25 protein-coding genes are annotated in these 26,631 nt (G+C 70.1%); 8 read left to right on the forward strand and 17 right to left on the reverse strand.

Annotated elements, in window-relative coordinates; translation table 11 throughout:
• Window positions 1-118: 118 nt before the first annotated feature.
• The gene (locus K8U61_RS02415) at window positions 119-1,327 is read right to left on the reverse strand and encodes a saccharopine dehydrogenase family protein (RefSeq protein ID WP_224121368.1); all 1,209 of its coding nucleotides are present in this window, start codon (window positions 1,325-1,327) and stop codon (window positions 119-121) included.
• Window positions 1,328-1,334: 7 nt separating this feature from the next.
• A complete protein-coding gene (locus K8U61_RS02420) occupies window positions 1,335-2,768 on the reverse strand; it encodes a gamma-aminobutyraldehyde dehydrogenase (protein ID WP_224121369.1) in 1,434 nt (477 codons plus the stop codon).
• Window positions 2,769-2,850: 82 nt separating this feature from the next.
• Between K8U61_RS02420 and K8U61_RS02425 the strand changes: the two genes are divergently transcribed.
• Complete coding sequence (locus tag K8U61_RS02425; protein WP_224121370.1) at window positions 2,851-3,270, forward strand: VOC family protein; 420 nt, start codon at window positions 2,851-2,853, stop codon at window positions 3,268-3,270.
• Here K8U61_RS02425 and K8U61_RS02430 read toward each other — a convergent pair.
• The gene (locus K8U61_RS02430) at window positions 3,255-4,868 is read right to left on the reverse strand and encodes an amidohydrolase (protein ID WP_224121371.1); all 1,614 of its coding nucleotides are present in this window, start codon (window positions 4,866-4,868) and stop codon (window positions 3,255-3,257) included. The two genes, K8U61_RS02425 and K8U61_RS02430, sit on opposite strands and share 16 nt — an antisense overlap.
• A gap of 92 nt (window positions 4,869-4,960) precedes the next feature.
• Between K8U61_RS02430 and K8U61_RS02435 the strand changes: the two genes are divergently transcribed.
• Together K8U61_RS02435 and K8U61_RS02440 are read left to right on the forward strand one after the other, a co-directional pair.
• Complete coding sequence (locus K8U61_RS02435) at window positions 4,961-6,349, forward strand: aspartate aminotransferase family protein (protein ID WP_224121372.1); 1,389 nt, start codon at window positions 4,961-4,963, stop codon at window positions 6,347-6,349.
• A gap of 152 nt (window positions 6,350-6,501) precedes the next feature.
• Window positions 6,502-7,461, forward strand: coding sequence for a type IV toxin-antitoxin system AbiEi family antitoxin (locus K8U61_RS02440; RefSeq protein WP_224121373.1), 960 nt, complete (start codon window positions 6,502-6,504; stop codon window positions 7,459-7,461).
• 44 nt (window positions 7,462-7,505) lie between these two features.
• Here K8U61_RS02440 and K8U61_RS02445 read toward each other — a convergent pair whose 3' ends face one another.
• From K8U61_RS02445 to K8U61_RS02460, 4 genes are read right to left on the reverse strand one after another with little or no spacing between them, the layout of a single operon-like run.
• A complete protein-coding gene (locus K8U61_RS02445; protein ID WP_224121374.1) occupies window positions 7,506-8,312 on the reverse strand; it encodes an ABC transporter permease in 807 nt (268 codons plus the stop codon).
• The gene (locus K8U61_RS02450) at window positions 8,312-9,196 is read right to left on the reverse strand and encodes an ABC transporter permease (RefSeq protein ID WP_224121375.1); all 885 of its coding nucleotides are present in this window, start codon (window positions 9,194-9,196) and stop codon (window positions 8,312-8,314) included. The genes K8U61_RS02445 and K8U61_RS02450 overlap by 1 nt, the downstream gene beginning before the upstream one ends.
• Window positions 9,196-10,374 carry an ABC transporter ATP-binding protein gene (locus K8U61_RS02455; RefSeq protein ID WP_224121376.1) on the reverse strand — a complete coding sequence of 393 codons (1,179 nt, stop codon included), beginning with the start codon at window positions 10,372-10,374 and terminating at the stop codon, window positions 9,196-9,198. The genes K8U61_RS02450 and K8U61_RS02455 overlap by 1 nt, the downstream gene beginning before the upstream one ends.
• Window positions 10,358-11,500: a polyamine ABC transporter substrate-binding protein gene (locus tag K8U61_RS02460; RefSeq protein ID WP_224121377.1), complete on the reverse strand. Its 1,143-nt coding sequence runs from the start codon at window positions 11,498-11,500 to the stop codon at window positions 10,358-10,360. The genes K8U61_RS02455 and K8U61_RS02460 overlap by 17 nt, the downstream gene beginning before the upstream one ends.
• Before the next feature lie 221 nt (window positions 11,501-11,721).
• Here K8U61_RS02460 and K8U61_RS02465 point away from each other — a divergent pair, with 221 nt between their 5' ends.
• Window positions 11,722-12,192 (forward strand): Lrp/AsnC family transcriptional regulator, encoded by a 471-nt coding sequence (locus tag K8U61_RS02465; protein WP_224121378.1) that lies wholly within the window; start codon window positions 11,722-11,724, stop codon window positions 12,190-12,192.
• Between the two features lie 5 nt (window positions 12,193-12,197).
• Window positions 12,198-13,589: an NAD(P)/FAD-dependent oxidoreductase gene (locus K8U61_RS02470; protein ID WP_224121379.1), complete on the forward strand. Its 1,392-nt coding sequence runs from the start codon at window positions 12,198-12,200 to the stop codon at window positions 13,587-13,589.
• Here K8U61_RS02470 and K8U61_RS02475 read toward each other — a convergent pair.
• Entirely contained in the window at window positions 13,570-15,060 is a 1,491-nt protein-coding gene (locus K8U61_RS02475; RefSeq protein ID WP_224121380.1) for a M1 family metallopeptidase, read from the reverse strand. The two genes, K8U61_RS02470 and K8U61_RS02475, sit on opposite strands and share 20 nt — an antisense overlap.
• A 484-nt stretch (window positions 15,061-15,544) precedes the next feature.
• Here K8U61_RS02475 and K8U61_RS02480 point away from each other — a divergent pair, with 484 nt between their 5' ends.
• The 3 genes from K8U61_RS02480 to K8U61_RS02490 are packed head-to-tail and all read left to right on the forward strand — an operon-like array spanning window position 15,545 to window position 19,022.
• The gene (locus K8U61_RS02480; RefSeq protein WP_224121381.1) at window positions 15,545-16,438 is read left to right on the forward strand and encodes a serine protein kinase RIO; all 894 of its coding nucleotides are present in this window, start codon (window positions 15,545-15,547) and stop codon (window positions 16,436-16,438) included.
• A 10-nt stretch (window positions 16,439-16,448) separates the two neighbouring features.
• Complete coding sequence (locus K8U61_RS02485; protein ID WP_224121382.1) at window positions 16,449-17,372, forward strand: LOG family protein; 924 nt, start codon at window positions 16,449-16,451, stop codon at window positions 17,370-17,372.
• A gap of 27 nt (window positions 17,373-17,399) precedes the next feature.
• Window positions 17,400-19,022 (forward strand): TIGR03767 family metallophosphoesterase, encoded by a 1,623-nt coding sequence (locus tag K8U61_RS02490; RefSeq protein WP_224121383.1) that lies wholly within the window; start codon window positions 17,400-17,402, stop codon window positions 19,020-19,022.
• A 33-nt stretch (window positions 19,023-19,055) separates the two neighbouring features.
• On the opposite strand, the gene rlmN is transcribed toward K8U61_RS02490, so the two are convergent.
• The 9 genes from rlmN to tsf all read right to left on the reverse strand — a co-directional run bounded on the left by rlmN (window position 19,056) and on the right by tsf (window position 26,598).
• Window positions 19,056-20,180: a dual-specificity RNA methyltransferase RlmN gene (gene rlmN / locus K8U61_RS02495; protein ID WP_224121384.1), complete on the reverse strand. Its 1,125-nt coding sequence runs from the start codon at window positions 20,178-20,180 to the stop codon at window positions 19,056-19,058.
• Between the two features lie 42 nt (window positions 20,181-20,222).
• Window positions 20,223-20,603: a hypothetical protein gene (locus K8U61_RS02500; protein WP_224121385.1), complete on the reverse strand. Its 381-nt coding sequence runs from the start codon at window positions 20,601-20,603 to the stop codon at window positions 20,223-20,225.
• 55 nt (window positions 20,604-20,658) lie between these two features.
• Complete coding sequence (locus tag K8U61_RS02505) at window positions 20,659-21,171, reverse strand: histidine phosphatase family protein (protein ID WP_224121386.1); 513 nt, start codon at window positions 21,169-21,171, stop codon at window positions 20,659-20,661.
• A gap of 19 nt (window positions 21,172-21,190) precedes the next feature.
• Entirely contained in the window at window positions 21,191-22,045 is an 855-nt protein-coding gene (locus tag K8U61_RS02510; RefSeq protein ID WP_224121387.1) for a phosphatidate cytidylyltransferase, read from the reverse strand.
• A gap of 20 nt (window positions 22,046-22,065) precedes the next feature.
• Window positions 22,066-22,620 (reverse strand): ribosome recycling factor, encoded by a 555-nt coding sequence (gene frr, locus K8U61_RS02515; protein WP_224121918.1) that lies wholly within the window; start codon window positions 22,618-22,620, stop codon window positions 22,066-22,068.
• Between the two features lie 29 nt (window positions 22,621-22,649).
• Complete coding sequence (gene pyrH, locus K8U61_RS02520) at window positions 22,650-23,363, reverse strand: UMP kinase (RefSeq protein WP_224121388.1); 714 nt, start codon at window positions 23,361-23,363, stop codon at window positions 22,650-22,652.
• Window positions 23,364-23,435: 72 nt separating this feature from the next.
• Window positions 23,436-24,509, reverse strand: coding sequence for a TFIIB-type zinc ribbon-containing protein (locus tag K8U61_RS02525; RefSeq protein ID WP_224121389.1), 1,074 nt, complete (start codon window positions 24,507-24,509; stop codon window positions 23,436-23,438).
• A 1-nt stretch (window position 24,510) separates the two neighbouring features.
• Complete coding sequence (locus tag K8U61_RS02530) at window positions 24,511-25,629, reverse strand: SPFH domain-containing protein (RefSeq protein ID WP_224121390.1); 1,119 nt, start codon at window positions 25,627-25,629, stop codon at window positions 24,511-24,513.
• A gap of 159 nt (window positions 25,630-25,788) precedes the next feature.
• Window positions 25,789-26,598 (reverse strand): translation elongation factor Ts, encoded by an 810-nt coding sequence (gene tsf / locus K8U61_RS02535; RefSeq protein ID WP_224121391.1) that lies wholly within the window; start codon window positions 26,596-26,598, stop codon window positions 25,789-25,791.
• Window positions 26,599-26,631 lie beyond the last annotated feature (33 nt).

A 26,631-nucleotide genomic window follows, 5' to 3' on the forward strand; every position in this document is an offset into this window, starting at 1 on the left:
GTTCGGCCGACTCCGCGGCGCCCATCGCCTGTAACGCCTGGTTACGACTTGTTCTCACGGTGCTGCAGCACCGTGGGAGGAGGAGGTAACCGGGCGTTACAGGCGGAGCCCCGCTCGGTCAGAGCTCCTTGATGCCCCACGGGCTGCCGTACTCGGTGAGCAGGTCGAGGAACGGCACGGCGTCGAAGGCCTCGGGGCCGAGGACGCCGTCACCGCTCCAGGTGCCGCGCGCGAGCAGCTCGAGCGCGACGACCGGGTTGATGGCGGTCTGCCAGACCACGCACTGGTGGCCGTACTCCCGCATCGTCCACTCGTTGTCCACCACGTGGTAGAGGTACGTCGAGCGGGCGGCCCCGTCCTTGTCCTTGCCGGTCACCCACAGGCCCGCGCAGGTCTTCCCCGTCATCCGCGGCCCGACGGTCGCCGGGTCCGGGAGCACCGCCGCGACGACGTCGCGAGGCGACACCTCGACGCCCTTCACGCGCACCTTCTCGGTCCGGTCGAGGCCGAGGGTGTTGAGCACCCGGAGGATGTTGATGAACTCCTCGCCGAGGCCGTACTTGAAGGTCGCCCGCTTGCAGTCGACCCACCGCGGCATGAGGAGCACCTCCTCGTGCTCGACGTTGACGCACTCGACCGGGCCGATGCCCTCCGGGAAGTCGAAGACCTCCGGCTCGCTGAAGGGCGCGGTCGTGTGCCACTCGCCGTCCTGCCAGATCACCGGCGGGTTGAGGCACTCCTCGATCGTGGTCCACATCGAGAACGACGGCGCGAAGATCTCGTTGCCGTCGTCGTCGGTGACGACCAGGTTGGCGCCGTCGCGGGTGCCGAGCTCGTCGATCTCGCTGAAGAGGTGGTCGGCGGCGTACCGGGCGAAGACGTCCGAGAGACCCGGCTCCACGCCGATGCCGACGAGGGCGAGCCGGCCGGCCGTCGCCCAGTCGTCGGCCACCGCGAACTGCTCGTCGCCGAGCTTCACGCCGGTCTTCTCGTACGGCGAGGTCGGGTGCGGCTTCGACAGCGACATCGCCATGTCGAGGTAGTCGGCGCCGGCCTCGAAGGCCCCGTTGAAGATCGGCATGTTGAAGACCGGGTCGACGGCGTTCATCACGTGCGTGATGCCGTGGTCCCGGACCAAGGCACTCACCGCCTCGGCCGACGACGCGTCGATCTGCGCGGCGACGTACCGCTCGTCCTGGGCAGCCGCCTTCTCCGCCCGCTCGAGCGAGTAGTCGGCGACCACGATCGTCTCGAAGAAGTCGCGGCGAGCAGCGATGGCCGCGAACGCGGACCCGACGCCACCGGCGCCGACCAGCAGAATTCTCATGACGGGCTCACTCTCCGATGAACGACATGACGTGCTTGATGCGGGTGTAGTCCTCGAAGCCGTAGCCGGAGAGGTCCTTGCCGTAGCCGGAGTGCTTGAAGCCACCGTGCGGCATCTCGGAGACGAACGGGATGTGGGTGTTGATCCACACCGCGCCGAAGTCGAGCTTGCGCGACATCCGCATCGCGCGGGCGTGGTCCTTGGTCCACACGCTGGAGGACAGGCCGTACTGCACGTCGTTGGCCCAGGCGAGGGCCTGCGCCTCGTCGTCGAACTTCTGCACGGTCATCACCGGGCCGAAGATCTCGGTCTGGATCTGCTCGTCGGTCTGCTGCAGGCCGGAGAGGACGGTCGGCTCGTAGAAGTAGCCGCGGTCGAACTTGCGGGCGCCGCCGGTCGCGATGCTCGCGTGGTCGGGCAGCCGGTCGACCATGCCGGAGACGTGGGCGAGCTGGTTGGCGTTGTTGAGCGGGCCGTAGTACGTCGCCTCGTCGTCCGGCAGGCCGGTCGGCATCCCCTGCGCGGCCTCGGCCAGCGCGGCGACGAACTCGTCGTGGATGCCGGCCTGCACCAGCACCCGGGTCGCGGCGGTGCAGTCCTGGCCGGCGTTGAAGAGGCCGGCGCCGGCGATGCCCTCGGCGGCGCTCGCGATGTCGGCGTCGTCGAAGACCACGACCGGCGCCTTGCCGCCGAGCTCGAGGTGCACGCGCTTGAGGTCGTGCGAGGCCGCCTCGGCGACCTGCATGCCCGCGCGGACCGAGCCGGTGATCGCCACCATCTGCGGGGTCTTGTGGGCGACGAGCGCGCGGCCGGTGTCGCGGTCGCCGCAGACGACGTTGAGCACGCCCGGCGGCAGGAACTCCTGGCAGATCTCGGCGAGCAGCGTCGAGCTGGCGGGCGTCGTGTCGCTGGGCTTGAGGACGACGGTGTTGCCGGCGGCCAGCGCCGGGGCGATCTTCCAGATCATCATCAGCAGCGGGTAGTTCCACGGCGTCACCTGGCCGACCACGCCGATCGGCTCGCGGCGTACCCACGAGGTGTGGTCCGCCATGTACTCCCCGGCCGCCTTGCCCTCGAGCAGCCGGGCGGCGCCGGCGAAGAACTTGAAGTGGTCCGAGGCGTAGGGCATCTCCTCGTCCATCGTGAGCTGGACCGGCTTGCCGGTGTCCTTGCACTCGACGGCGTTGATCTCCTCGACCCGCTCCTCGATCGCCTGGGCGATCTTGAGCAGCGCGTTCGAGCGGTCCTGCGGCGTGGCGTAGCCCCATCCCTCGAACGCCGCGTCGGCGGCGGCGTAGGCCCGGTCGATGTCCTCGTCGCCGGACCTCGCGGCCTGGGCGTACACCTCGCCGGTGGTCGGGTCGATGACGTCGTAGGTCTCCCCCGACGCGCTGTCGACGAGCTCGCCGTTGATCACGTTCTTGAAGGTCTGGTCGGCCATGCGTCAAACCCTAGTGATCCGACAACGGAATCTGTAGGGTCAGATCGCATTCGAAGACGGAATTCGTTGAATCGAGGCACTCATGCCGTTGGGTACGACGATCCCGGCCCTTCCGGCGGCCGACGTACCGGCGGCCACCGCCTTCTACGTCGAGCGGCTGGGCTTCACCATGCTGCACAGCGACGGCCACTTCAGCGTGCTGCGCCGTGACACGTCGACGATCCACCTCTGGGAGTCGGCGGACACGTCCTGGCAGGGCCGCGACGACCTCGCCGCACGCCCCGTGGTCAGCGGTGCCGAGTCGTTCCTCGCCGGCACCGCCAGCTGCCGGATCGAGGTCGACAGCTCTCGGGCGATCGACGATCTCTACGTCGAGATGGACGCCGCCGGCGTGCTGCACGGGGTCAGTGGCAGCGGCCCCGTGGACACCGACTACGGCACCCGCGAGTTCCACGTGCTCGACCTCGACGGCAACCTGCTGACCTTCTACCTCTGGCGGTAGACCGCCTCCCCGTCGACCCAGGTCGACACGACCGCGGTCGCGCCGATCTCCGCGGGCGACCCCGCGAACGGGTCGCGGTCGAGCACGACGAGGTCGGCGACCGCGCCCTCCCGCAGGACTCCGGCGTCGTCGCGGTGATTGATCCACGCCGAGCCGGAGGTGTACGCCGCGAACGCCGACTCCAGCGAGATCGCCTGGCCGGGCAGGAAGGGCTCGTGGCCGGCCGGGCCGTCCTCGCCGTACGCCGTGCGGTTGACGGCGACGTGGATCGCCTCGAGCGGGTTCGGCGTGCTGACCGGCCAGTCGCTGCCGGCGACGAGCCGGGCGCCGTACCGCTCGAGGTCGCCGAAGGGGTACTGCCAGGCTGCCCGCTCCGCGCCGATGAACGGCAGCGTCAGCTCGATCATCTGCTGGTCGTAGCAGGCCCAGAGCATCTGCAGGTTGGCCGCGACGCCGAGCGCGGCGAACCGTGGCAGGTCGACGGGGTCGACGAGCTGGAGGTGGGCGACGTGGTGGCGGCGCGCCGGGTCGGTGCCCTCGAAGGCGTCGAGCGCCTCGCGGGCGCCGCGGTCGCCGATCGCGTGCACGTGCACCTGGAAGCCGGCGTCGTCGAGCAGCGCGACGTACCGACGCAGCGCCCCGGGGTCCACGAAGGAGTGACCGCGGTTGGCGGTGGCGTGGCCGCAGCGGTCGAGGTAGGGCTCGGCGAGGGCGGCGGTGTAGTTCTCGGCGACGCCGTCCTGCATGACCTTGATGCTGGTCGCGCGGAAGCGACCGTGGGTGTAGCGGGTGCGGCGCGCCACCAGGTCGGCGACCTGCTCCTCGCCGCGGGCGCGGTCCCACCACAGCGCACCGACCACGTGGGCGGTCAGGTCCCCCGCCTGCGCCGCACGCAGGTACGTCGGCCCGGGGTCGTCCATGCCGGCGTAGTCGCCGACGATCGCGTCCTGCCAGCCGGTCACGCCCACCGAGTGGAGGTAGTGCTGCCCCTCGAGGAGAGCGGCGTAGTACTCGTCCTCGGTCGTGTCGGGCGCGTGCCGAGCCACCAGCGCCATGGCGCCCTCGTGCAGGGTGCCGGTGGGGTGGCCGTCGACGTCGCGCTCGATCCGGCCGTCGGCGGGGTCGGGGGTGTCGCGGCCGATCCCGGCGACCTCCAGCGCCCTGCTGTTGACCCAGGCGCCGTGGTGGTCGCGGTTGGGCAGGAAGACCGGACGGTCCGCGACGACGGCGTCGAGGTCGGCCGCGGTCGGCGTGCCGCCGGGGAAGGCGGACATCGCCCAGCCGCCGCCGAGCACCCACGGCAGGTCGGGCCGTGCCTCGGCGTACGACGCGACGATCCGGAGGTACTCCTCGCGGGTGGCGCCGTCGGTCAGGTCGCAGCGGGTCCGCTCGAGGCCGCCCTGCACCGCGTGCACGTGGGCGTCGGTGAAGCCCGGCGCGAGCAGGCCGCCGCCGAGGTCGACGACCTCGACGTCGCGGCGGTCGGTCCCGGCGAGCGATCCGACGGCGACGACCCGGTCGCCGTCGACCAGGACCTCCCCGGCGCCGAGGTGGCGATGGCCGTCGAAGAGGGTGCCGTTCGTGAACAGGATCGCCATGACGTCATTCCTACAACGAAATCAGCGAAAATCACATGTCACAACCACGGATTCACTTGCATTGCCCCCCTCGCGCGGCGCACCATGGGGGCATGACCTCGGACTACGAGCACCTGCAGCGCGCCGCGAAGGACCACCTCTGGATGCACTTCACGCGGCACTCGTCGTACGCCGATGCGGACGTCCCGATCATCGTCCGCGGTGAGGGTGCCTACATCTACGACGCGCAGGGCAAGCGCTACCTCGACGGCCTCGGCGGTCTCTTCGTCTCCCAGCTCGGCCACGGGCGCACGGAGCTGGCCGAGGCCGCGGCCGCGCAGGCCAAGGAGCTGGCCTTCCACCCGCTGTGGTCCTACGCCCACCCCAACGCGATCATGCTCGCCGAGAAGATCGCGGGCTACGCGCCCGGCGACCTCAACCGCGTCTTCTTCACCAGCGGCGGCGGCGAGGCCGTCGAGACCGCGTGGAAGCTCGCGAAGAACTACTTCAAGCTCACCGGCAAGCCGATGAAGCACAAGGTGATCTCGCGCGCGATCGCCTACCACGGCACCACCCAGGGCGCCCTGTCGATCACCGGTCTGCCGGGCCTCAAGCAGCAGTTCGAGCCGCTGGTGCCCTCCACGTTCCGGGTCCCCAACACCAACGTCTACCGCGCCGACCAGATCACCGGCGGCCTGCTCGACGGCAGCGACCCCGAGGCCTTCGGCCGCTGGGCCGCGGACCAGATCGCGGTCGCCATCGAGAACGAGGGCCCCGACACCGTCGCCGCCGTCTTCCTCGAGCCGGTGCAGAACGCCGGCGGCTGCTTCCCGCCGCCCCCGGGCTACTTCCAGCGGGTGCGTGAGATCTGCGACCAGTACGACGTGCTCCTCGTCTCCGACGAGGTCATCTGCGCCTACGGCCGGCTGGGCCACATGTTCGGCGCCGAGCGCTTCGGCTACGTGCCGGACATCATCACCTCCGCCAAGGGCATCACCTCCGGCTACGCCCCCCTCGGCGCGATGATCGCCTCGGACCGGCTGATGGAGCCCTTCCTGGCCGACGGCGAGATGTTCGCCCACGGCTACACCTTCGGCGGCCACCCGGTCTCGACCGCGGTCGCGCTGAAGAACTTCGAGATCTTCGAGGAGGAGAACATCCTCGACAACGTCCGCTCCAACGAGGCGGCGTTCCGCTCGACCCTCGAGCGCCTCAAGGACCTGCCGATCGTCGGCGACGTCCGCGGCGAGGGCTACTTCTACGGGATCGAGCTCGTGAAGGACAAGGAGACCAAGGAGTCCTTCAGCGACGAGGAGTGCGAGCGCATCCTCTTCGGCTTCGTCTCCAAGCAGCTCTACGCCGAGGGCCTCTATTGCCGCGCCGACGACCGCGGCGACCCGGTCATCCAGCTCTCGCCGCCGCTGATCTGCGACCAGTCGCACTTCGACGAGATCGAGCACGTGCTGCGCACCGTGCTCGACAAGGCCGGCTCGATGTTCTGACCGCCGAGTCGGCGCTGACTCACCCGCGAGCCGGCGCTGACTCACCCGCGAGCCGTCGCTGACTCACCCGCGAGCCGTCGCAGAATCACCCACTATCCACAGCCAGCGCTGCCCCGTGGTGCCTTACGGCACCAGCGGGGCAGTGCTGCTGCATGGACAAGCGCACCTGGTTCGACCGACTCGACGACCTGCCACCCGGCAGGCCGTTCACCACGGCCGACGCCCGCGAGGTCGGTCTCAGCCACAACGCGCTGCACCGCCTGACGAGCGGCGGGATCCTCCGACGTCCGATCGCCGGTGTGTACGTCGGCGCCGCGGTCGAGGACACGCTGATGCTCCGCTGCGCCGTCCTCCGTCTCGTCGTCCCCGACGACTGCTTCGTCAGCGACCGCTCCGCCGCCTGGCTGCATGCGGGCGACCGCGCGCTGGCTCCGGGCGAGCACCTGAGCATCCCGAGCATCTCGTGCTTCCGCCCGAGCGACGGCGGCCGGCTGCGCAACGGGATCACCGCCAGTGGCGAGCGAGCCGTGCTGCCGCGCGACCTGATGGACGTCGACGGGTTGCGGGTCACCACTCCCCTCCGTACGGCGTTGGACCTCGGCCGCCTTCAGCGGACCCAGGACCTCAAGCTCCATGGCATGGACACCATGCTGTCGCTCGGGCGCTTCTCGCACGAGGAGCTGGTCCACGAGGTGTCGCGTTTCAACCGCCAGCGCGGCGTGGTCGAGCTGCGGGTGCTCGCCCCGCTCGCCGACCCGGGCTCCGAGTCCTTCGGCGAGACGGCCCTCCGTCTGCGCTGGGTCGGGGCCGGCCTACCGCGGCCCGAGACACAGATCTCGATCCGGGTCGACGGGCGCGAGGCTTATCGGATCGACCTGGGTCTCGAGGAGCTCCTCCTCGGCGCCGAGTACTTCGGCCAGCAGTGGCACGACGACGGCACGCGTGCGTACGACGACGAGCGTCTCGAGTGGCTCGACCGAGAGCGCGGCTGGCTGATCGAGGTCTTCCGCAAGCAGCACGTGTTCGGCATCGACCAGGACGCCGAGCGGCGCTTGCGGGCGGCCTTCGACGCCGCCCGAGCGCGGCGCGGACTCCCACGGCGGTTCTTCTGAGGTGAGTCAGCGCCGACTCGAGGGTGAATCAGCGCCGACTCGCGTCAGCTGGCGGTGGCGAGGGCCTTCGACCGGCGGCGGTTGTTCAGCTCGCCGCCGACCACGATCAGCACCGAGATCGCGAACATGACGGTGCCGACGACGTTGACCTGCATCGGGATGCCGCGCTGGGCGACACCCCAGACGTACATGGGGAAGGTCGTCGTGTTGCCGGCGTTCAGGTTCGTGATGATGAAGTCGTCGAAGGACAGCGAGAAGCTGAGCAGCGCGGCGCCCAGGATGCCCGGGAAGACCAGCGGGAAGGTGATCCGCCAGAAGGTCTCCCGTGGAGTGGCGTAGAGATCCATCGCCGCCTGTTCGAGGTTGTCGTCCATGCCGGCGAGCCGGGCGCGCACGGTGACGACGACGAACGACACGCAGAACATGATGTGCGCGATCAGGATCGTCCAGAAGCCCAGCTGGCCGGAGAAGCCGGTGGCCACGAAGAGCGCCAGGAGCGAGGAGCCCATCACGATCTCGGGGGTGGCCATGGGCAGGAAGATGAGCAGGTTCATCGACGACCGGCCGAGGAAGTCGTGGCGGACCAGCGCGAAGGCCATCAGGGTGCCGAGGATCGTGGACCCCAGGGTGGCGAGCAGGCTGATCTGGATGCTGGTGCCGAGGGCGCTGCACAGGCCCTCCGGCTCGCACGGGTGCAGCCAGTTGTCCATCGTGAAGCCGTCGAACCGGTAGATCAGACGGCTCGACGGGTCGTTAAAGCTCATCAGCACGACCACGAAGATCGGGATGAAGGTGTAGAGCAGGATCGCGATCCCGAGGATCAGCACCACGTGCTCACGTAGCCAGCGCATCAGAGCAGCTCCTCGGTCCCGGCCCGGCGTACGTAGAACAGCACCATCGCGATGATCACGACCATCAGGATCATCGAGAGCGCCGCCGCGGCCGGGTAGTCGTTGGCGTCGGTGAAGAGGTTCTGGATGACGTTGCCGATCATCCGCTGGTTGGTGCTGCCGAGCAGCTGGGCGTTGATGTAGTCGCCGGCTGCCGGGATGAAGGTGAGCAGGGTGCCCGAGACGACGCCCGGCAGCGAGAGCGGCCAGGTGACCTTGAAGAAGCCCACGAACGGGTTGGCGTACAGGTCGCCCGACGCCTCGATCAGCCGGTGGTCGATCTTGTCCAGGCTCGCGTAGAGCGGCAGCACCATGAAGGGCAGGAAGTTGTAGACGATGCCCGCGATGACCGCGACCGGGGTCGCGAGGAGCCGGCCGTCGGCGCCGAGGATGTGCACCGCCTGCAGCACGCTGACGACCGGGCCGTCGTCGCCGAGGATCAGCTTCCAGGCCAGGGTGCGGACCAGGAAGCTGGTGAAGAACGGCGCGATGACGAGCACCAGCATGAGGTTCTTCCAGCGGCCCGCCTTGAACGCGATGGCGTAGGCCAGCACGTAGCCGAGCACGAGGCAGATCACCGTCGAGAGGCCGGCGTACCAGAAGGACCGCAGCAGCGGACCCCAGTCCGACCAGCTGTTCGGCTTGCCGTACTCCTTCAGCGCGTCCCAGTAGTTCTGGACGTGCCAGGTCATCTCGTAGCCGCTGAAGACCGAGCCGCCGGGGTCGAACAGGCTGGCCGCGACGAGCGAGTAGAACGGGATGACGAAGAAGAGGGCGAGCCAGACGACTCCCGGGACCAGCAGGAGGTAGCCGGTGAGGCCGCGGCGTCGGGTCATCTCCGCCATCAGTCGGTGCCCTCCTGCGCACCGGCCTTGGCGTCCTGGCTGGCATCGAGGAGGAAGGCGTAGTCGGGCCGCCAGGACAGCTCGACCGACTCCCCGGGCCGGTAGATCCGGCGATGTCCGGTGTTCTGCGCGAAGACCTGGATCTCCTGGCCCCACGGCATCCGGACCTGGTACTGCGTGCTCACGCCGACGAAGCTGACGTCGGTGACCACGCCGCCGGGGATGGAGTTGCCCGGCGCGTCCAGCTGCTCGCCGGGATCGCCGATCAGCACCTTCTCCGGGCGGATGCCGATCCAGCCCTCGTCGCCGTCGGCGTGGCAGCGCGCGGCCGGGATGGAGACGTCGACGCCGTGCATGTCGACGGTGACCACGTCGGCCGCGCGGCTCTTGATCGTGCCGCCGATGAGGTTGGACTGGCCGAGGAAGTTGGCGACGAACGTCGTCCGCGGGTTCTCGTACAGCTCCTGCGGTGCGCCCATCTGCTCGATGACGCCGGCGTTCATGACCGCGACCGTGTCGGCCATGGTCATGGCCTCCTCCTGGTCGTGGGTGACGTGGATGAAGGTCAGCCCGACCTCGGTCTGGATCCGCTTCAGCTCCAGCTGCATGTTGCGCCGCAGCTTGAGGTCGAGCGCGCCGAGCGGCTCGTCGAGCAGCAGCACCTCGGGCTTGTTGATCAGCGCGCGCGCGAGCGCGACCCGCTGCTGCTGGCCGCCGGACAGCTGCGCGGGCTTCTTGCGCGCCTGGCTCTCCAGCTCGACCAGCTCGAGCATCTCGGTGACCTGCGCGTCGACGTTGCCGACCTTGCGGCGCTTGAGACCGAAGGCGACGTTCTCGTGGATGTCGAGGTGCGGGAAGAGCGCGTAGCTCTGGAAGACGGTGTTGACCGGCCGCTTGTACGGCTTGGCGTAGGTGATGTCGTTGCCCGCGAGGGTGATGCCGCCGGAGGTCGGCGTCTCGAGGCCGGCCACCATCCGCAGCGTCGTGGTCTTGCCGCAGCCCGAGGGGCCGAGCAGCGCGAAGAAGGATCCGCGGGGTACGTCGAGGTCGAGGTCGTCGACGGCGGTGAAGCTGCCGAAGGACTTGGTGACGTTCTCGAGTCGCAGCCCGTCGAAGGAGTCGGTCCGAGCAGTGGCGCGCGCGGCGCCCTGGTCGGCGAGGTCAGCCGGCGATGACATTGTTGAAGTCTCCTTCGTACTGCTGGGACTGCTGGTCGGTCAGGGGCATGAAGTCGAAGGCGTCGGCGAGGTCCTCGGTATCGGGGAAGATGAGCTTGTTGTCGACCAGCGAGGGATCGATCTTCTCCATCTCCTCCTTGGCTCCCTCGACCGGACAGATGTAGTTGACCCAGGCGGCGAGCTTCGCGGCGGTCTCGGGCTCGTAGTAGTAGTTGATCCACTCCTCGGCGTTGGCCTGGTGGGTCGCGAGGTTGGGCACCATCATGTTGTCGGCCCAGAGGGAGAGTCCCTCCTCGGGCGTCACGAACTTGATGTCCGGGTTGTCGAACTGCGCCTGGATGACATCGCCCGACCAGGCCTCGCAGGCGACGATGTTGCCGGCCGCCAGGTCCTGGATGTACTCGTTGCCGGTGAACGAGCGGACCTGACCGCTCGCGACGACCTTCTCGAGGCGCTCGATCGCGCTGCTCCACTCGGCGTCGGTGAACTTGTCGGGGTCGGCGCCGACGACGCGGAGCATGAACGCCATCGTGTCGCGCATCTCGGTCAGCAGGGTCATCCGGCCCTTGAGGTCCGAGCGGGTCAGCAGCTCCTCGAAGCTCTTGATCTCGGGCACCTTCGCCGCGTTGTAGGCGATGCCGGTCAGGCCGGCCTGCCACGGCGCGCTGTAGGTGCGCTTGGGGTCCCACTGCCGGTTGCGCAGCGGCTCGATGAGGTTCTGGTGGAGGTTGGGCACGCTCTGCGCGTCCAGCGGCTGGATCCAGCCGAGCCCGATCATCCGGGCCGCCATCCAGTCGGTCATCACGATCATGTCGCGGTTGATCGGCTCGCAGGAGCCCATCTGGTTCTTCACCTTCGCGAAGAACTCCGCGTTGTCGTTGACGTCGTCGGTGTAGTCGACGGTGATCCCGGTCCGCTGCTGGAAGACCGACGTCGTCGACGTCGACTTCTTGCGCGGGTCGATGTACGCCGGCCAGTTGGAGATGATCAGCTCCTTCTGGCTGCTCGACACGTCGGTCGCGCGGCACTGCGCCGGGTCCTGCTTGGCGCCGGAGACGCCGAACATCGGCAGCTTGAGCGCGGCGATGCTCAGGCCGGCGAACGCGACCCCACCCCCGGTCTTCAACAGGCCACGCCGCGAGAAGCGAGCGCCACCCACTCCCGCGGTCGGATCTGGTCGGTCCACCATGCACCCATCCCTTCGCCGAACCTCAGCAACCCTCGGATCGTGCCACGGGTAGCGCCCCCCGACAAGCGATCCCGTCGATCCGAAACATCCTCGCAACGAAATCCTTCGTCAAAGGCCACGTTGACCCCGTCGCCACCGCTAAGGAACCATGTCCCACCATGAGGAAGGGCGAACGCGCGGCCGTGACCTTGGACGACGTCTCCAAGGCGATCATCGAACAGCTCCAGCAGGACGGGCGCCGCTCGTACGCCGCGATCGGCAAGGTCGTGGGCCTCTCCGAGGCCGCGGTGCGCCAGCGCGTCCAGCGGCTGATCGAGTCCGGCGTGATGCAGGTCGTCGCCGTCACCGACCCGCTCGAGCTCGGCTTCGCCCGGCAGGCCATGGTCGGGGTCCGGGTCACCGGCCCGCTCGAGCCGGTCGCCGACGTCATCGCCGCGCTCGAGGAGGTCGACTACGTGGTCGTCACCGCCGGCAGCTTCGACCTCCTCGTCGAGGTCGTCGCCGAGAGCGACGAGCACCTCCTCGAGATCATCTCGGGCCGGATCCGCACGATCGACGGCGTGGCCAGCACCGAGACCTTCATGTACCTCCGACTGCGCAAGCAGACCTACTCGTGGGGAGTCCGCTGACCGCCGTGTCCGACCCCGATCCGCACTGGGAGCGTCTCTCCCTCTGGCACGATACGGTCGGCGAGCCGACGCCGTGGACCCCACGCCCGGCCCTCGACGGCGACACCGACGCCGACGTCGCGATCGTCGGCGCCGGCCTCACCGGCCTCTGGACCGCCCGCTACCTGGCCGAGGCCGACCCCGAGCTGCGCGTGGTCGTGCTCGAGGCGGAGACCGCCGGCTTCGGCGCCTCCGGCCGCAACGGCGGCTGGTGCTCGGCGCTCTTCCCCGCCTCGCTCGGCACCCTGGCCGGGATGTCCGACCGGACCGGCGCGCTCGCGCAGCACCGCGCGATGCGGGAGACCGTCGGCGAGGTCGCCCGGGCCGCCGCGGACGAGGGGATCGACGCCGATCTCGCGAAGGGCGGCACGATCGTGCTCGCCCGCAGCCGGGCCCAGTGGCGCCGGGCGCGCGCCGAGGTCGCGGAGGCCCGTGAGTGGGACCGCGGCGAGGACGACCTGCGGCTCCTCGACCGCAGCGAGGCGACCGCCGTGCTGCGGGGCAGCCGCACCGTGGGCGCGACGTACACCCCCGACTGCGCGGCCCTCCACCCCGCGCGCCTGGTGCGCGGCCTCGCGTCCGCGGTCGAGCGCCGCGGCGTGACCGTCCACGAGCGCACCCGTGTCACGGCGATCGAGCCCGGCACGGTGCACACCCGGCAGGGCCGGGTCCGGGCCCGGACCATCCTGCGCGCGACCGAGGGCTACACCTCCGGCCTGAAGGGCGAGTCCCGCACGATGGTGCCGGTCTACTCGCTGATCATCGCGACCGAGCCGCTGCCGGCCGCGGTGTGGGACGAGATCGGACTCGCCCGGCGCGAGACCTTCTCCGACCACCGCCACCTGATCATCTACGGCCAGCGGACGGCCGACGACCGGCTGGTCTTCGGCGGTCGTGGTGCGCCCTACCACCTCGGCTCACGGATCCGGCCGGAGTACGACCGGGACGAGCGCGTCTTCGCGCGCCTCTACGCCACGCTGATCGACCTCTTCCCGATGCTCTCCGGCACCCGCGTCACCCACGCCTGGGGTGGCGCGCTCGGCATCCCCCGCGACTGGTGCGCCTCGGTCGGGCTCGACACCGAGACCGGGCTCGGTTGGGCCGGCGGGTACGTCGGCGACGGGGTGAGCACGACGAACCTCGCCGGCCGCACCCTGCGCGACCTCGTGCTCGGCCACGACACCGAGCTCACCCGACTGCCGTGGGTCGGCCACCGCTCGCCCCGGTGGGAGCCGGAGCCACTGCGCTGGCTCGGCATCAATGCCGGCCTGCGCGCCATGACCTTCGCCGACGCGGAGGAGTCGCTCACCCGGCTGCCGAGCCTGACCGCGAAGGTGGTCAGCCCGCTGCTGGGCTGAGGTCCCCCAGGCCGTTGGCCTCGGTGTCGGCCGGCTTCGTCGAGCTGTGCAGCCAGGCGTCGAAGAAGCCGCCGAGGTCGAGGCCGGTCTGCTCCTCGGCGTACGCCTCGAACTGCGCGGTCGAGCCGTTGCCCCCGGCGTGCGCGGCCGCCCAGCCGCGCAGCAGCGCGAAGAACGCGTCGTCGTCGCCGATGAGGTTGCGCAGCGCCTGGATCGCCATCGCGCCGCGCTGGTAGACGAAGCCGTCGAAGATCCAGTTGACGCAGGCGTCGTGCTCGGGGCACGGGTCGGCGACCTCGTGGTGCCAGAAGTCGTCGACGGCCAGGCGGTCGTCGTACTGCTGGCGCAGCGCCTCGTTGGCGGTCTGGTCGCCGAGGTGCTCGGCCCAGTAGTCCTCGAAGAAGGTCGCGAGCCCCTCGTTGAGCCAGATGTCCTGCCAGTGGTGCACGGCCACCGAGTCGCCGAACCACTGGTGCGCGAGCTCGTGGACCACCGTCGAGACCATCGCCGGACCCGCGCCCCACCACTCGTACGTCGGACGGGTCTGGTTCTCGAGCGCGAAGCCGGGGCTCAGGTTGGTGATCACGCCGCCGGTCGACGAGAACGGGTAGTCGCCGAGCGACTGCTCCAGCCAGGACAGCAGCTCCGGCGTGCGCTTGACCAGCTGCATCGCCTTCTTCTCGGTGCCCGGACCCCAGCCGCTCTGGTCGAGGCGCTTCGACACCGCGACGTACCACGGGGTGCCGTCGTCGCCGGTGCCGTGGGCCACGGCGTACGGGCCGGCGGCGAAGAACGCGAGGTAGGGCACCATCGGCTCGTCGGCCTTCCAGTGCGTGGTCGCCAGGCGACCGTGGACGGTCCGGCCCTTGCGGGTGCCGTTGGCGACCACGGTCTTGCCCTTCGGCACCGTGACGTGGATGTCGACCAACGCCTTGTCGAGCGGGTGGTCGTTGGAGGGGAACCACCAGGGCGCCATGTGCGGCTGGTTCATCGCGACCACCTCGTGGCCGTCGGCCAGCCAGTTGCTCTCGCCCTCGTAGGAGTAGCGGCCCGGGTGGCCGGCGTAGCGGACGACGAGCCTGGTCTTCTCCCCGGCGTCGAGCGGGAGCTTGATCCGCAGCTCGTGGTCGGCCTGTCCGCTGCGGGAGAAGGACAGCTTCCTCCCGGACGACGTGACCTTGCTGACCGGCAGCAGGAAGTCGAGGTCGAAGCCCTTGAGGTCCTCGGTCGCCGTCAGCGTCACCCGGGTCCAGCCGCTCAGCCGGCGGCTGTCGAAGTCGTAGCGGTCGTGGATCTCGTAGCGCTGGACGTCGATCCCGCCGTTGCCGTCGAGCGGGAAGTAGGGGTCGCCGATCCCGGGGGCACCCCACGTCGCCCCCGCCTCGGCGCCCTCCGCCGTCGGGGCGACGACCGGGTTCAGCAGCAGGGCCGCGGCGGCAGCGGTGGCGAGAGCGGCGGTACGGCGGATCACGCGGTCAACCTAACCGACCCGCCGGGCCGGGGTGTCGCCACGCGACGCCCTCACTGCGATGACTCTAGTTATGCACTCGACTTCGACGGAGGTGCCACGGAGGTCCTCCCACTGGAGGTCCCCGGTCCGGGGAACCGCTGCTACGTGGTGCACGACGGACGGACCCGGCCGGTCGCACCCCCGGGCGGGGCGTTCCTGTCGTGCTGGCCGGCGACCTGCATGAGTCCCCGGTGCACCGGGGACTCCCGCACCTCGGGGTTGCAACGGCCCCGAGGTGCCAGGACTGCCCGAACGCTGTGACCAGTGGGGCTGTCGGGGCGGGCCGAGTGAGCGGAAATTCGGTTGCCGCCTGTCGTACCGAGGTCCCACACTCGCTACCAGCGTCCGGAGGAGCCGGGTGCCCGGTGAGAGGAGCGTGACATGTCCGTGACTGTCCTTGGCCTGTCCGCAGACCACTTCTCTCACCTCTGGAGCACCTCCACCGATGTCTTCCGACTTCACGTACTACCCCTCTGACACCTCCGACCTCTCCGACGTCGATCCCCGCTTCGTCTTCGACTTCCGGGCCGCCGACGACCTCGCCGACGGCCAGCGCTGGTCGACCTGGCTCTCCGTGGAGCCGCTCTCCCGCGGCCCCGAGCCCCGCCCCGACTGGGTGGTGACGTCCCAGGCGGCCGTCGACACCGAGCTCGGGATCCTCAAGACCGGCAAGGAGGCGGACGCGTTCCTCCTCGAGCGCGCCGTCCCCGGCTCCACTCCGCCCGATCAAGGGGAGCCGGGCGAGGCGGTGGTGATGGTGGCCAAGCGCTACCGGTCCACCGACCACCGCACCTTCCACCGGGCCGCGGCCTACACCGAGGGCCGCAGCATGAAGCGCTCGCGCGACGAGCGGGCGATCAAGCGCAAGAGCACCTTCGGCAAGCTGGTCGCCACCGGCGAGTGGGCCGTCTCGGAGTGGGACGCCCTCAAGCGCTGCTGGTCGCTCGGCCTGCCGGTCCCCTACCCCGTGCAGATCGACGGCACCGAGATCCTCATGGAGTGGATCACCGACGACGACGGCGAGAGCGCCCCGCGGCTGGCGCAGACCCGGCCGGAGCCGACGCTGCTCGCGTCGTACTTCGACCAGCTGCGCGACGCGATGGCGATCCTCGCCCAGCACGGGCTCGTGCACGGCGACCTGTCGGCGTACAACCTGCTCGCCGCCGGCGAGCGGCTGGTGATCATCGACCTGCCGCAGATGGTCGACCTGGCGGGCAATCTCAACGGCGCCGACTTCCTGATGCGCGACTGTGCCAACGTGTGCGGCTGGTTCCGCTCCCGGGGACTCGACGTCGACGAGCACGCGCTCTTCGCCGAGCTGCTCGCGGTCGCCTTCTAGGGTCTGGGGTGTGCGCAGACGCAAGGTGGTGCGGGGCGAGCCCGACGAGCTGGTCCTCCGGCTCGAGCGACGGGTCGCGGCCGCGCCGGAGATCCCCGTCGACGCGGCGCGGGAGCGGCTCTACTCCCCCGGCGAGCTCTACGACACCCCGGCGTACGCCGACTCGCTGGACGCCCGGGCCCACGACTGGGCCCGGGCGCCCCGCACCCCCGAGGACGCCCTCTGCCGGGCACTGCACGACCACGCGATCGACGTCGCGCTCGAGCAGTGGGTGGCGGGCCGGCACCTGGTCGGCGTGATGGGCGGCCACCGGGTCGATCGCGGCGAGGCGGCGTACGCCGACGCGGCCCGGCTCGGCGCCGGGCTCGGTCGCGACCACGTCGTCGCCACCGGCGGCGGCCCGGGCGCGATGGAGGCGGCCAACCTCGGCGGCCACTTCGCCGACGCCCCCGACACCCTGGCCGACGCGCTCGAACGACTCGCGGCGGTACCGTCGTACCACCCCTCCGTCGACGCGTGGGTCGGGCTCGCCTTCGGAGTGCTGGCCGACCACCCCGGCGGCCGCGACAGCCTGGGCATCCCGACCTGGCACTACGGGCACGAGCCACCCAACCCCTTCGCCACGGCGATCGCGAAGTACTTCCGCAACTCCCTGCGCGAGGCGATCCTGCTCGAGGTCTGCGACGCCGGGATCGTCTTCCTCCCGGGCGTCGGCGGCACCGTGCAGGAGATCTTCCAGGACGCCTGCGAGAACTACTACGCCGACGAGGAGCACGTCGCGCCGATGGTGCTGGTCGGCACGTCGTACTGGACCGAGGAGCTGCCGGCCTGGCCGCTGCTCCGCGAGCTGGCCCGGGGGCGGCCGATGGAGCGCCACGTGCACCTCGTGCCCGACGTCGACGCCGCAACACACCTCATTGTTTCGGGGACGTGAACGCCGGGCGAAGCATAGATTGACGCGGTGCAGATCTCTCGTCGTGACCTCTTCAAGACCAGCGCCGTCCTCGGCGGCACCCTCGCCCTCGGCGGCCGCGGCCTGGCCGACGCCGCCGTCGCCGGCACCACCAGCGCACCCCGCGCCACGGCCAAGGTCGCGACCCTCGCGAAGACCCTCGACAAGGGCACGCCCGGCGCGGGCGGCTGGGTCGAGGTCGTCGAGCTCGCGGGCGAGCCGCACCGGGTCCGCACAGGCCTCGGTGCCTCCGCCGGCAAGAAGCGGGCGGCGAAGCGCAAGGGCCTCCTCGCCTTCGCCCAGCTCTCCGACGTCCACGTGATCGACGCCCAGTCGCCGGTCCGGGTCGAGTACGCCGACGAGGGCGTCAGCAGCAGCGCCTACCGGCCGCAGGAGATGCTCAGCGCGCACGTCGCCGACGCCATGGTCCGCGAGATCAACGCCATCGGCACCGGCCCGGTCACCGGGAAGCCGCTCGCCTTCGCCCTCCAGACCGGCGACAACTCCGACACCACGCAGTACAACGAGATCCGCTGGAACATCGACATCCTCGACGGCCAGACCGTCCGGCCGGACTCCGGCGACCTGACCAAGGTCGAGAGCGTGATGGACCAGGACCCGGCCTACTACAACGCCTCGTTCTGGCACCCCGACGGCACCCCGGACGGGTTGACCGACGACATCTACCGGAGCACCTACGGCTTCCCGACCGTGCCCGGTCTGCTGGACGCGGCCCGCGCCTCCTTCCAGGCCGAGGGCCTCGACATGCCGTGGTACGCCGCGATGGGCAACCACGACGGGCTCGTCCAGGGCAACTTCACCGTCACCGACAGCTACAACGCCCAGGCCATCAGCGCCACCAAGAAGGTCTGGGACCCGAGCGGAACGGTGGTCAACCGCCCCATCACCGCCGACCCCGACCGTCGCCTGCTGCACCGCACCGACTGGGTCGCCGAGCACTTCACCACGGCCGGCACCCCCGTCGGTCACGGCTTCACCGCCGAGAACCAGGCGAAGGGCACCGCCTACTACACCTTCGACCAGGGCAAGGTCCGCTTCATCGTCCTCGACACCGTCGCGACCTTCGGCGACAAGGGCGCCCTGGACGCGGCGCAGTTCGCGTGGCTGAAGAAGCTGCTCGCCCGGAGCACGAAGAAGCTCGTGGTGGTCGCCAGCCACCACCCGCTCGCGTCGTTCTCCGACCACTCGCTGGCCGGCCAGATCAAGAACACGCTGCTCAAGTACGACAACGTGATCGCCTGGGTCAACGGCCACACCCACACCAACCAGATCTGGGCGCACCCCAAGAAGAAGAAGGTCAAGGGCAAGAAGAAGCCCGTCAGCGGCTTCTGGGAGATCAACACCGCGTCCCACATCGACTGGCCGCAGCAGTCCCGTCTCATCGAGATCGTGGACAACAAGGACGGCACGGTGTCGATCTTCACCACCATGCTCGACCACGCGGCGGCGACGACGCCCGACCTCGAGGACCTGAGCGACCCGATGAACCTGGCGTCGATCTCGCGGCTCATCACCGCCAACGACTACCAGGAGCGGGACAACCACCGACGGGGCGCCCGCAACGCGCGCAACGTCGAGCTCCTGGTGCCTGCCCCGGCGTTCCTGCGCTAACCGGTCGTCACGCGACCGGGGCCGGAGCGGCGCTCAGGCCTCGGTCGCGGCCAGCTGGCCGCACGCGCCGTCGATCTCGCGGCCGCGGGTGTCCCGCACCGTCGTCGGGATGCCCTTGGCCTCGAGCCGGCGGACGAACTCGCGCTCGTCGGCCGGGTCGGACGCCGTCCACTTCGAGCCGGGGGTCGGGTTCAGCGGGATCAGGTTCACGTGCACCCAGCCCCAGTCGCCGCGCTCGCGGAGCACGTCGGCGAGCAGGTCGGCGCGCCAGGCCTGGTCGTTGATGCCGCGCATCATGGCGTACTCGATCGAGACCCGGCGCTTGGTGACCTTGGCGTAGTTCCACGCGGCGTCGACGGTCTCGGCGACCGAGAAGCGGGTGTTGATCGGGACCAGCTCGTTGCGCAGCTCGTCGTCGGGGGCGTGGAGGCTGAGCGCGAGGGTGACCGGGATGCCCTCGTCGGCCAGCTGCAGCATCCTCGGCACCAGGCCGACCGTCGAGACGGTGATGCCGCGCGCGCTCATGCCGAGGCCGTCGGGGGTCGGGTCGGTGAGGCGGCGGACGGTGCCCATCACGGCCTTGTAGTTGGCCAGCGGCTCACCCATGCCCATGAACACGACGTTGGACACCCGGCCCGGGCCGCCCGGCACCTCGCCACGGGCCAGGGCCCGGGCGCCGGCGACGACCTGCTCGACGATCTCCGCGGTCGACATGTTGCGCTGCAGGCCGCCCTGGCCGGTGGCGCAGAAGGGGCAGGCCATGCCGCAGCCGGCCTGGCTCGAGACGCACATGGTGGCGCGGTCGGGGTAGCGCATCAGCACCGACTCGACCAGCGCGCCGTCGAAGAGCTTCCACAGCGTCTTGCGGGTGGTGCCCCGGTCCGCCTCCATGGTGCGGAGGGGGGTCATCAGCGAGGGCAGCAGGCCCTCGACGAGCTCGTCGCGCTGGCCGGCCGGCAGGTCGGTCATCTCGGCCGGGTCGTCGACCAGGCGGGCGAAGTAGTGGGTCGAGAGCTGCTTGGCCCGGAAGCCCGGCAGGCCCAGCTCCTCGAGGCGGGCCTTGCGCTCGTCGGGGGTGAGGTCGGCCAGGTGCCGCGGCGGCTTCTTGCGACCGCGCGGCTCGTCGAACACCAGGGGCAGGGGCTTCGGCTCGGACATCGCCACCGATCATCCCACCCGGGCGGCCGCGGCCGCGATTCGTCAGCTCTGGTAGGTGACCATGTACCAGAGCACGAGGGCCGCGACCCCGGCAACCACGATCGCCGTGACGAGCATCCCGACCAGCATGAAGAGGCCGAACCGCCGCGTCCGCGGCACGACCACCAGCCCGATCGGGATCACCAGCGTGACCAGGACGAAGGGGAAGAGGTCCTCGGCGGTGTTGTAGGAGAAGAGCAGGTTCAGGATCGCGATGAAGAGGCCCGGCACCAGGATCACGAAGCCGAGACCGGTGAAGAAGCCGGTGAGCGCGGTGAACGTCGGGTGGTCGCGGTGCCACCAGTTGGGCTGCCGCTCCTCGCCACCCGCGTCGTCCGCGGACCCCTGCTCCTGCTCGGGGCTCCGCTCCTGGTCCGTGCTCATCCCACCCACCCTAGGCGGCACCACCGCAGGTCGACGTACGCCGCTCCGGGGCCGGTCACACGTCCACCTCGATGACGTCGGGCATCGCGAGGGTCCGCCACCGGTCGAGGTCCGGGGCGGTGCCGGTCAGGTCGGCGACCAGCACCGTCCAGGCGGTGCCGTGGCCGACGAGGACCAGGTCGCTCCCCCGGTGCTCCGCCAGCAGCGTGCGCACCGCACCGACCACGCGGGTCCGGGTCACCTCGATCGGTTCCCAGCCCGGATGGGCGGACAACCCCGGCTCGGCGAGGGCACGGCGGACGACGGCCGGCAGGTCGCTGATCCAGTCGGCGGTGTCGCGCACCTGCTCCCGCAGGGCGTCCACGACGCCGACGTCGGCCTCCGTCAGCAGCTGGGCCGTCGCGATGGCCTTCGGCTCCGGCGAGGTGAACCACAGCGCCCGCGTCGGCAGCCGTCCGGACTCCCGCAGCGCCCAGACGTCGTCGAAGCCGGCCGGGTCGAGCTCCCAGGCAGCGGGCAGCAGCCCCTCCTCGACGAGCGGTCGGCCGTGCCGGACCAGGTAGAGCATGGGCGCCTCGGCTCCGGAGCTAGAACACCGCGTAGTGGAGCAGCAGCCAGATCGGGGCGACCGTCGCGAGCAGCGAGTCGAGCCGGTCCATCAGGCCGCCGTGACCGGGGATGACCTGGCTCATGTCCTTGATGCCCAGGTCGCGCTTGATCACCGACTCGCACAGGTCCCCCAGTGTCGCCATCACGACGGCGATGACGCCCAGGGCCAGACCGACCCACCAGTCGCCGTCGAGCAGGTAGACCACGAGGGCCCAGCCGGCGACCAGGCAGAAGACGGCCGAGCCGGCGAAGCCCTCCCAGGACTTCTTCGGCGAGATGACCGGGGCCATCGGGTGCTTGCCGAAGAGCACGCCGGCGACGTAGCCGCCGGTGTCGGAGGCGACGGTGATCGCGATGAAGGTGATGATCCCCTGGACGCCGGGGTCGTCGAGACCGGCGGCGTTGAAGCCGCCGCCCTCCGCGAGCAGCAGCGCCACGAACGAGCCGAGGAACGGCACGTAGATGAGGCTGAAGACCGCCGCCGTGGCGTTCTGCACGTAGCCGTCGACGCCGCGGCGCAGCAGCCACAGCATCGTCATCAGCGCGGTGACCGCGGTCGCCGTGACCAGGGCGGGGGCACCCCAGACGTAGGCGACGACGACCATCACCGCACCGCCGATCATCAGCGGCTGCTCGGGGATGTCGATGTCCTTGGCCTGCAGCCCGCGGTGCAGCTCCCAGATCGCCACCACCACGGCGATCGCGACGATCACCATGAAGGCCGTCTTCCAGAAGAGGAGCGACAGCAGGATCGCGCCGATCAGGACGGCAGCGGACGTGATGGCGGCCGGCAGGTCGCGACCGGCGCGGCCGTGGTCCTTGACCTCGGTCATCGAGATGGGTGCCGAGCTGCTCAGACCTCGAGCAGCTCGGACTCCTTGTTCTTGAGCATCTCGTCGATCGCGTCGGTGTGCTTCTTGGTCATGACGTCGAGCCGCTTCTCGGCGCCGGTGACGTCGTCCTTGCCGACCTCACCGTCCTTCTCCAGCTTCTCGAGGCTCTGCTTCGCCGTCCGGCGCAGGTTGCGGACAGCGACGCGACCGTCCTCGGCCTTGCCCCGGGCGACCTTGATGAACTCCTTGCGGCGCTCCTCGGTCAGCTCGGGGAAGACGCAGCGGATGACCTTGCCGTCGTCGGCCGGGTTGACCCCGAGGTCGGAGTCGCGGATGGCCCGCTCGATGGCCTGCATCGCGCTCTGGTCGAAGGGCTGGATCAGGATGACCCGCGCCTCGGGAGCGGTGAACGACGCCAGCTGCTGGAGCGGCGTCGGGGTGCCGTAGTACTCGGCCACGATCTTGTTGAACATGCTCGGGTGGGCGCGACCGGCCCGGATCGCCGCGAACTCCTCGCGCGTCGACTCGACCGACTTGTCCATCTTGCCGTCGGCCTCGTTGAGGATGTCGTTGATCACGGGTTCTGCTCCTTCGGTGGTCGCGGTCAGCCAGCGCTGACGAGCGTGCCAATCTTCTCACCCTGCACGACGCGCAGGATGTTGCCCTCGGGCTCCATGCCGAAGACGACCATCGGCAGCTTGTTCTCGCCGCAGAGGGCGAACGCGGTCTGGTCCATGATCCGCAGACCCCGCGAGATCGCCTCGTCGTAGGACAGCTCGTCGAACTTCGTGGCGGTCGGGTCGACGTGCGGGTCGGCGGTGTAGACGCCGTCGACGCCGCTCTTGGCGACCAGCACCACGTCGCACTTGCTCTCCAGCGCCCGCTGGACGGCGACGGTGTCGGTGGAGAAGAACGGCATGCCCATGCCGGCGCCGAAGATCACGACGCGGCCCTTCTCCATGTGCCGGATCGCGCGCCGCGGGATGTACGGCTCGGCGACCTGGCCCATCGTGATCGCCGTCTGCACCCGCGTCTCGACGCCCATCTTCTCCAGGAAGTCCTGCAGCGCGAGGCAGTTCATCACGATGCCGAGCATGCCCATGTAGTCGGCGCGCACCCGGTCCATGCCGCGCTGCTGGAGCTCGGCACCGCGGAAGAAGTTGCCACCGCCGGTGACGACCGCGATCTGGACGCCCGCCTCGACGACGGCCGCGATCTCGTGCGCCACCTTCTGGACGACGTCGGGGTCGACGCCGACCTTGCCACCGCCGAACACCTCGCCGGACAGCTTGAGCAGGACACGCTTGTACCCGGTCACGTGGGTCTCCCTGGTCGTCTCGTCGGAGTCGGCCGGCCCGGACAGGGCCTTGGAGCAACCTATCCGATGGGGCTAGGCCAGAGCGAAGAGCGCGATCACCAGGGCGACCAGCGCCACCGCGGCGACGACGGCCGCCGTGATCTTCACCGCACTGTAGGGCCGGTCGCCGACGACCTCGCCGGTGTTGGCGTTGACCAGCACCGTCCACGACTTCCCGTTGTAGAGGTACGTCGCGATCCACAGCGGCATCAGCACCAGCTTGAACATCGCCTGGGAGTAGGTGATGTCCATGTCCGAGACGCGCTGCTCGTCGCCGCCGATGTCGGAGCGGCAGTCGTCCTCGACGACGTCCGCCATCCGCTGGCGTGCGAGCGCGGAGCCGTCGTCGGGGTCGACGTCGTAGCGCAGGGCGGAGTAGCCGGTGAGGAAGTCGGACTGGAAGGGACGCGCGTCCTCCAGCCGCCACGGCCCCATCTTCTCGACCTTGTCGGGCTCGATCCGGTGGCTGCCGACCACGAGCACGTCGTCGAACGAGCGGGCGACGTGCCCCGAAGCCCGCGACCAGCGCGTGTGCCGCTCCTGGTAGGTCTCGGTGCGCGTGCCGCCCTGGCCGTCGGAGACCTGGCGGGTCTTCGTCACGTAGTAGTAGTCGCCCCGCTCACCGACGTAGTCGGTCTCCGTGTGGGCGTCGTAGGTCCAGTGCGGCAGGTAGGTGCCCTGCAGACCTTCGGTGGAGTTGACCGCCTTGAGGGCGTCGGGCGCGAACCAGCGCGACTTCACCCAGCCGCCGAACGCGTCCTGGGCGCCGCGCCGGTCGACGTGGAAGGGGATGATGGCCTCGGGCTGCACCAGCCCCTCCGGCTGCTCGACGGCGATGAGGGCGCCGCCGCAGAACTGGCAGGAGCCGGCGATGTCGACCGTCTCGGTGCTCGCGCCGCATCCCTGGCAGCGCAGCACGTGGGCGCCGATGGTCGCCACGTCGGTGCGGCCGTGGGCGGCGTGCCACTCGTCGTACGAGTGCTCGCGGATCACGGCCGTCGAGGCCGCGATCTGCTGCTCGCTGCCGCAGGAACCGCACTTGAGCACGGTCGTCCCCGGGGCGTACTCCGTCTGCGCCCCGCAGGAGGGGCAGGTCGCGGTCGCCACGTCAGGCCTGCGGCGGGAGCGGCGGCGGGGTCGCGCCGAAGAGGTCCTTGACGCCGGGCGTCTCGCCCGCGGGCGTCCACGCGCCCATGCCCTGCTGCCAGACCAGCGTGGCGGGGGTCAGCTCCCCCGACGCGACCTTGGCGGGCAGCTGGTCGAGCGGGAAGGGCCCCGCCTGCTGACCGTTGACCGCCAGGAACCACGGCTGGGCGGCCCCCGGGATCGGCGGCGGCGCGGCCGCGGCAGGGGGCGCCGGCGGTGCGGCCTGCTGCTGGTTGAGCGCGTTGGCCATCTGCTGGCCCATCGCCATGCCCATGCCCAGACCCATGCCCTCGCCGGCTCCGCCGGGGTTGTTGGCAGCGTCGCCGATCGCCTCGGCGGTCTGGAACTTGGTGTACTGGTCGAGGTTGCCGAGGACGCCCATCTGGGTGCGCTTGTCGAGCGCCGCCTCGACCTCGGGCGGCAGCGAGATGTTCTCGATGATGAACCGCGGGATGCTGATGCCCATCTCGGTGAGGTTCGCGGTCAGCGTCTGCGCGAGCGCGGTCGCGATGCCCTGCTGGTTGGCGGCCAGGTCGAGCATCGGGATGTTGGCCGCGGCGATCGCCGTACCGACCTCGGAGACGATCTGCTGGCGGAGGTACTCCGCGACCTCGTCGGTGCGGAACTGCGGGTCGGTGCCGACGAGCTGGCGCAGCAGCTTGCTCGGGTCGACGACCTGGAGCTGGTAGGTGCCGAACGCGCGCAGCCGGACCATCCCGAACTCCGCGTCGCGGAGGGTGACGGGGTTCTGGGTGCCCCACTTCATGTCGGTGTAGAGACGGGTGCCGACGAAGTAGACCTCGGCCTTGAACGGCGAGTTGAAGCCGTACTTCCAGCCCTTGAGGGTGGAGAGGATCGGGATGTTCTCGGTCTCGAGCGTGTAGGTGCCGGGCCCGAAGACGTCGGCGATCTCACCCTCGCTCTCGAAGACCGCTACCTGACCCTCGCGGACCACCAGCTGGGCGCCCATCTTGATCTCGTTGCCCTGGCGGGGGAACCGCCACACGAGCGTGTCGCGGCTGTCATCGAGGAACTCGATGATGTCGATGAACTGTCCACGGACCTTGTCCATGAATCCCATGTGCGAGCTCCCCCGGGGATAGGTGGCGGTCCGACGTGGACCGCAGACGGACAGTACTCGACATCGGTGTCCGCGGAGCGCTCCTGAGGACAAATGCAGCGGCCGGGCCGACGATCTCTCGTCGGCCCGGCCGCTACGGGTGCTGCGGTGGTGCGGGCGTCAGGCGCCGACCTCGAACCGGGCGAACTTGGTCACCTGGGTGTTGGCGGCGTCGAGCACCTGCTTGACCGACTTCTTGGCCTCGAAGACCGACTCCTGGTCGAGCAGGACGATCTCCTTGAAGAAGGCGTTGATGCGACCCTCGACGATCTTCGCGACGGCAGCCTCGGGCTTGCCCTCCTCGAGCGTCTTCTTGGTCAGCACGTTCTTCTCGGCCTCCACGACGTCGGCCGGGACCTCGTCGCTGGTGAGGTACTGCGCCTTGAGGGCCGCAGCCTGCTGGGCGGCCTGCTTGGCGGCGGCCTCGTCACCCTCGAACTGGACGAGCACGCCCAGGGTCGGGGGCAGGTCGCTGGCCTTCTTGTGCAGGTAGACCGTGGTCGCGCCGTCGAAGTAGGCGACCTCGCCGAGCTCGATCTTCTCGCCGATCGTGCGGGCGAGCTCGTCGACGGTCTCGCCGACGGTCTTGTCACCGAGCGAGACGGCCTTGAGCGCCTCGGCGTCGCCGACCTGGTTGGCGTCGGCGGCGTCCGCGATCTGCTGCGCGGCGGAGATGAAGGCCTCGTTCTTGGCGACGAAGTCCGTCTCGGCCTTGAGGCTGATCAGGGCGTTGCCGGAGGCTGCGACCAGCCCGGCCGAGGCCTCGCGCTCCGCGGCGCGGGCGGCGGCCTTGGCCGCACCCTTGACGCGGAGCAGCTCGACGGCCTTGTCGAAGTCGCCGTCGGTCTCGTCGAGCGCCTTCTTGCAGTCCATCATGCCGGCCTGGGTCAGCTCACGGAGCTTCTTCACGTCGGCTGCGGTGTAAGCCATGTTCCTTCTTCCTCGAATTCCTCGAAGTGGTCC

Origin of the sequence: Nocardioides mangrovi (genome assembly GCF_020073815.1) — a bacterium.
In the GTDB taxonomy this organism is placed as follows: Bacteria; Actinomycetota; Actinomycetes; order Propionibacteriales; family Nocardioidaceae; genus Nocardioides; species Nocardioides mangrovi.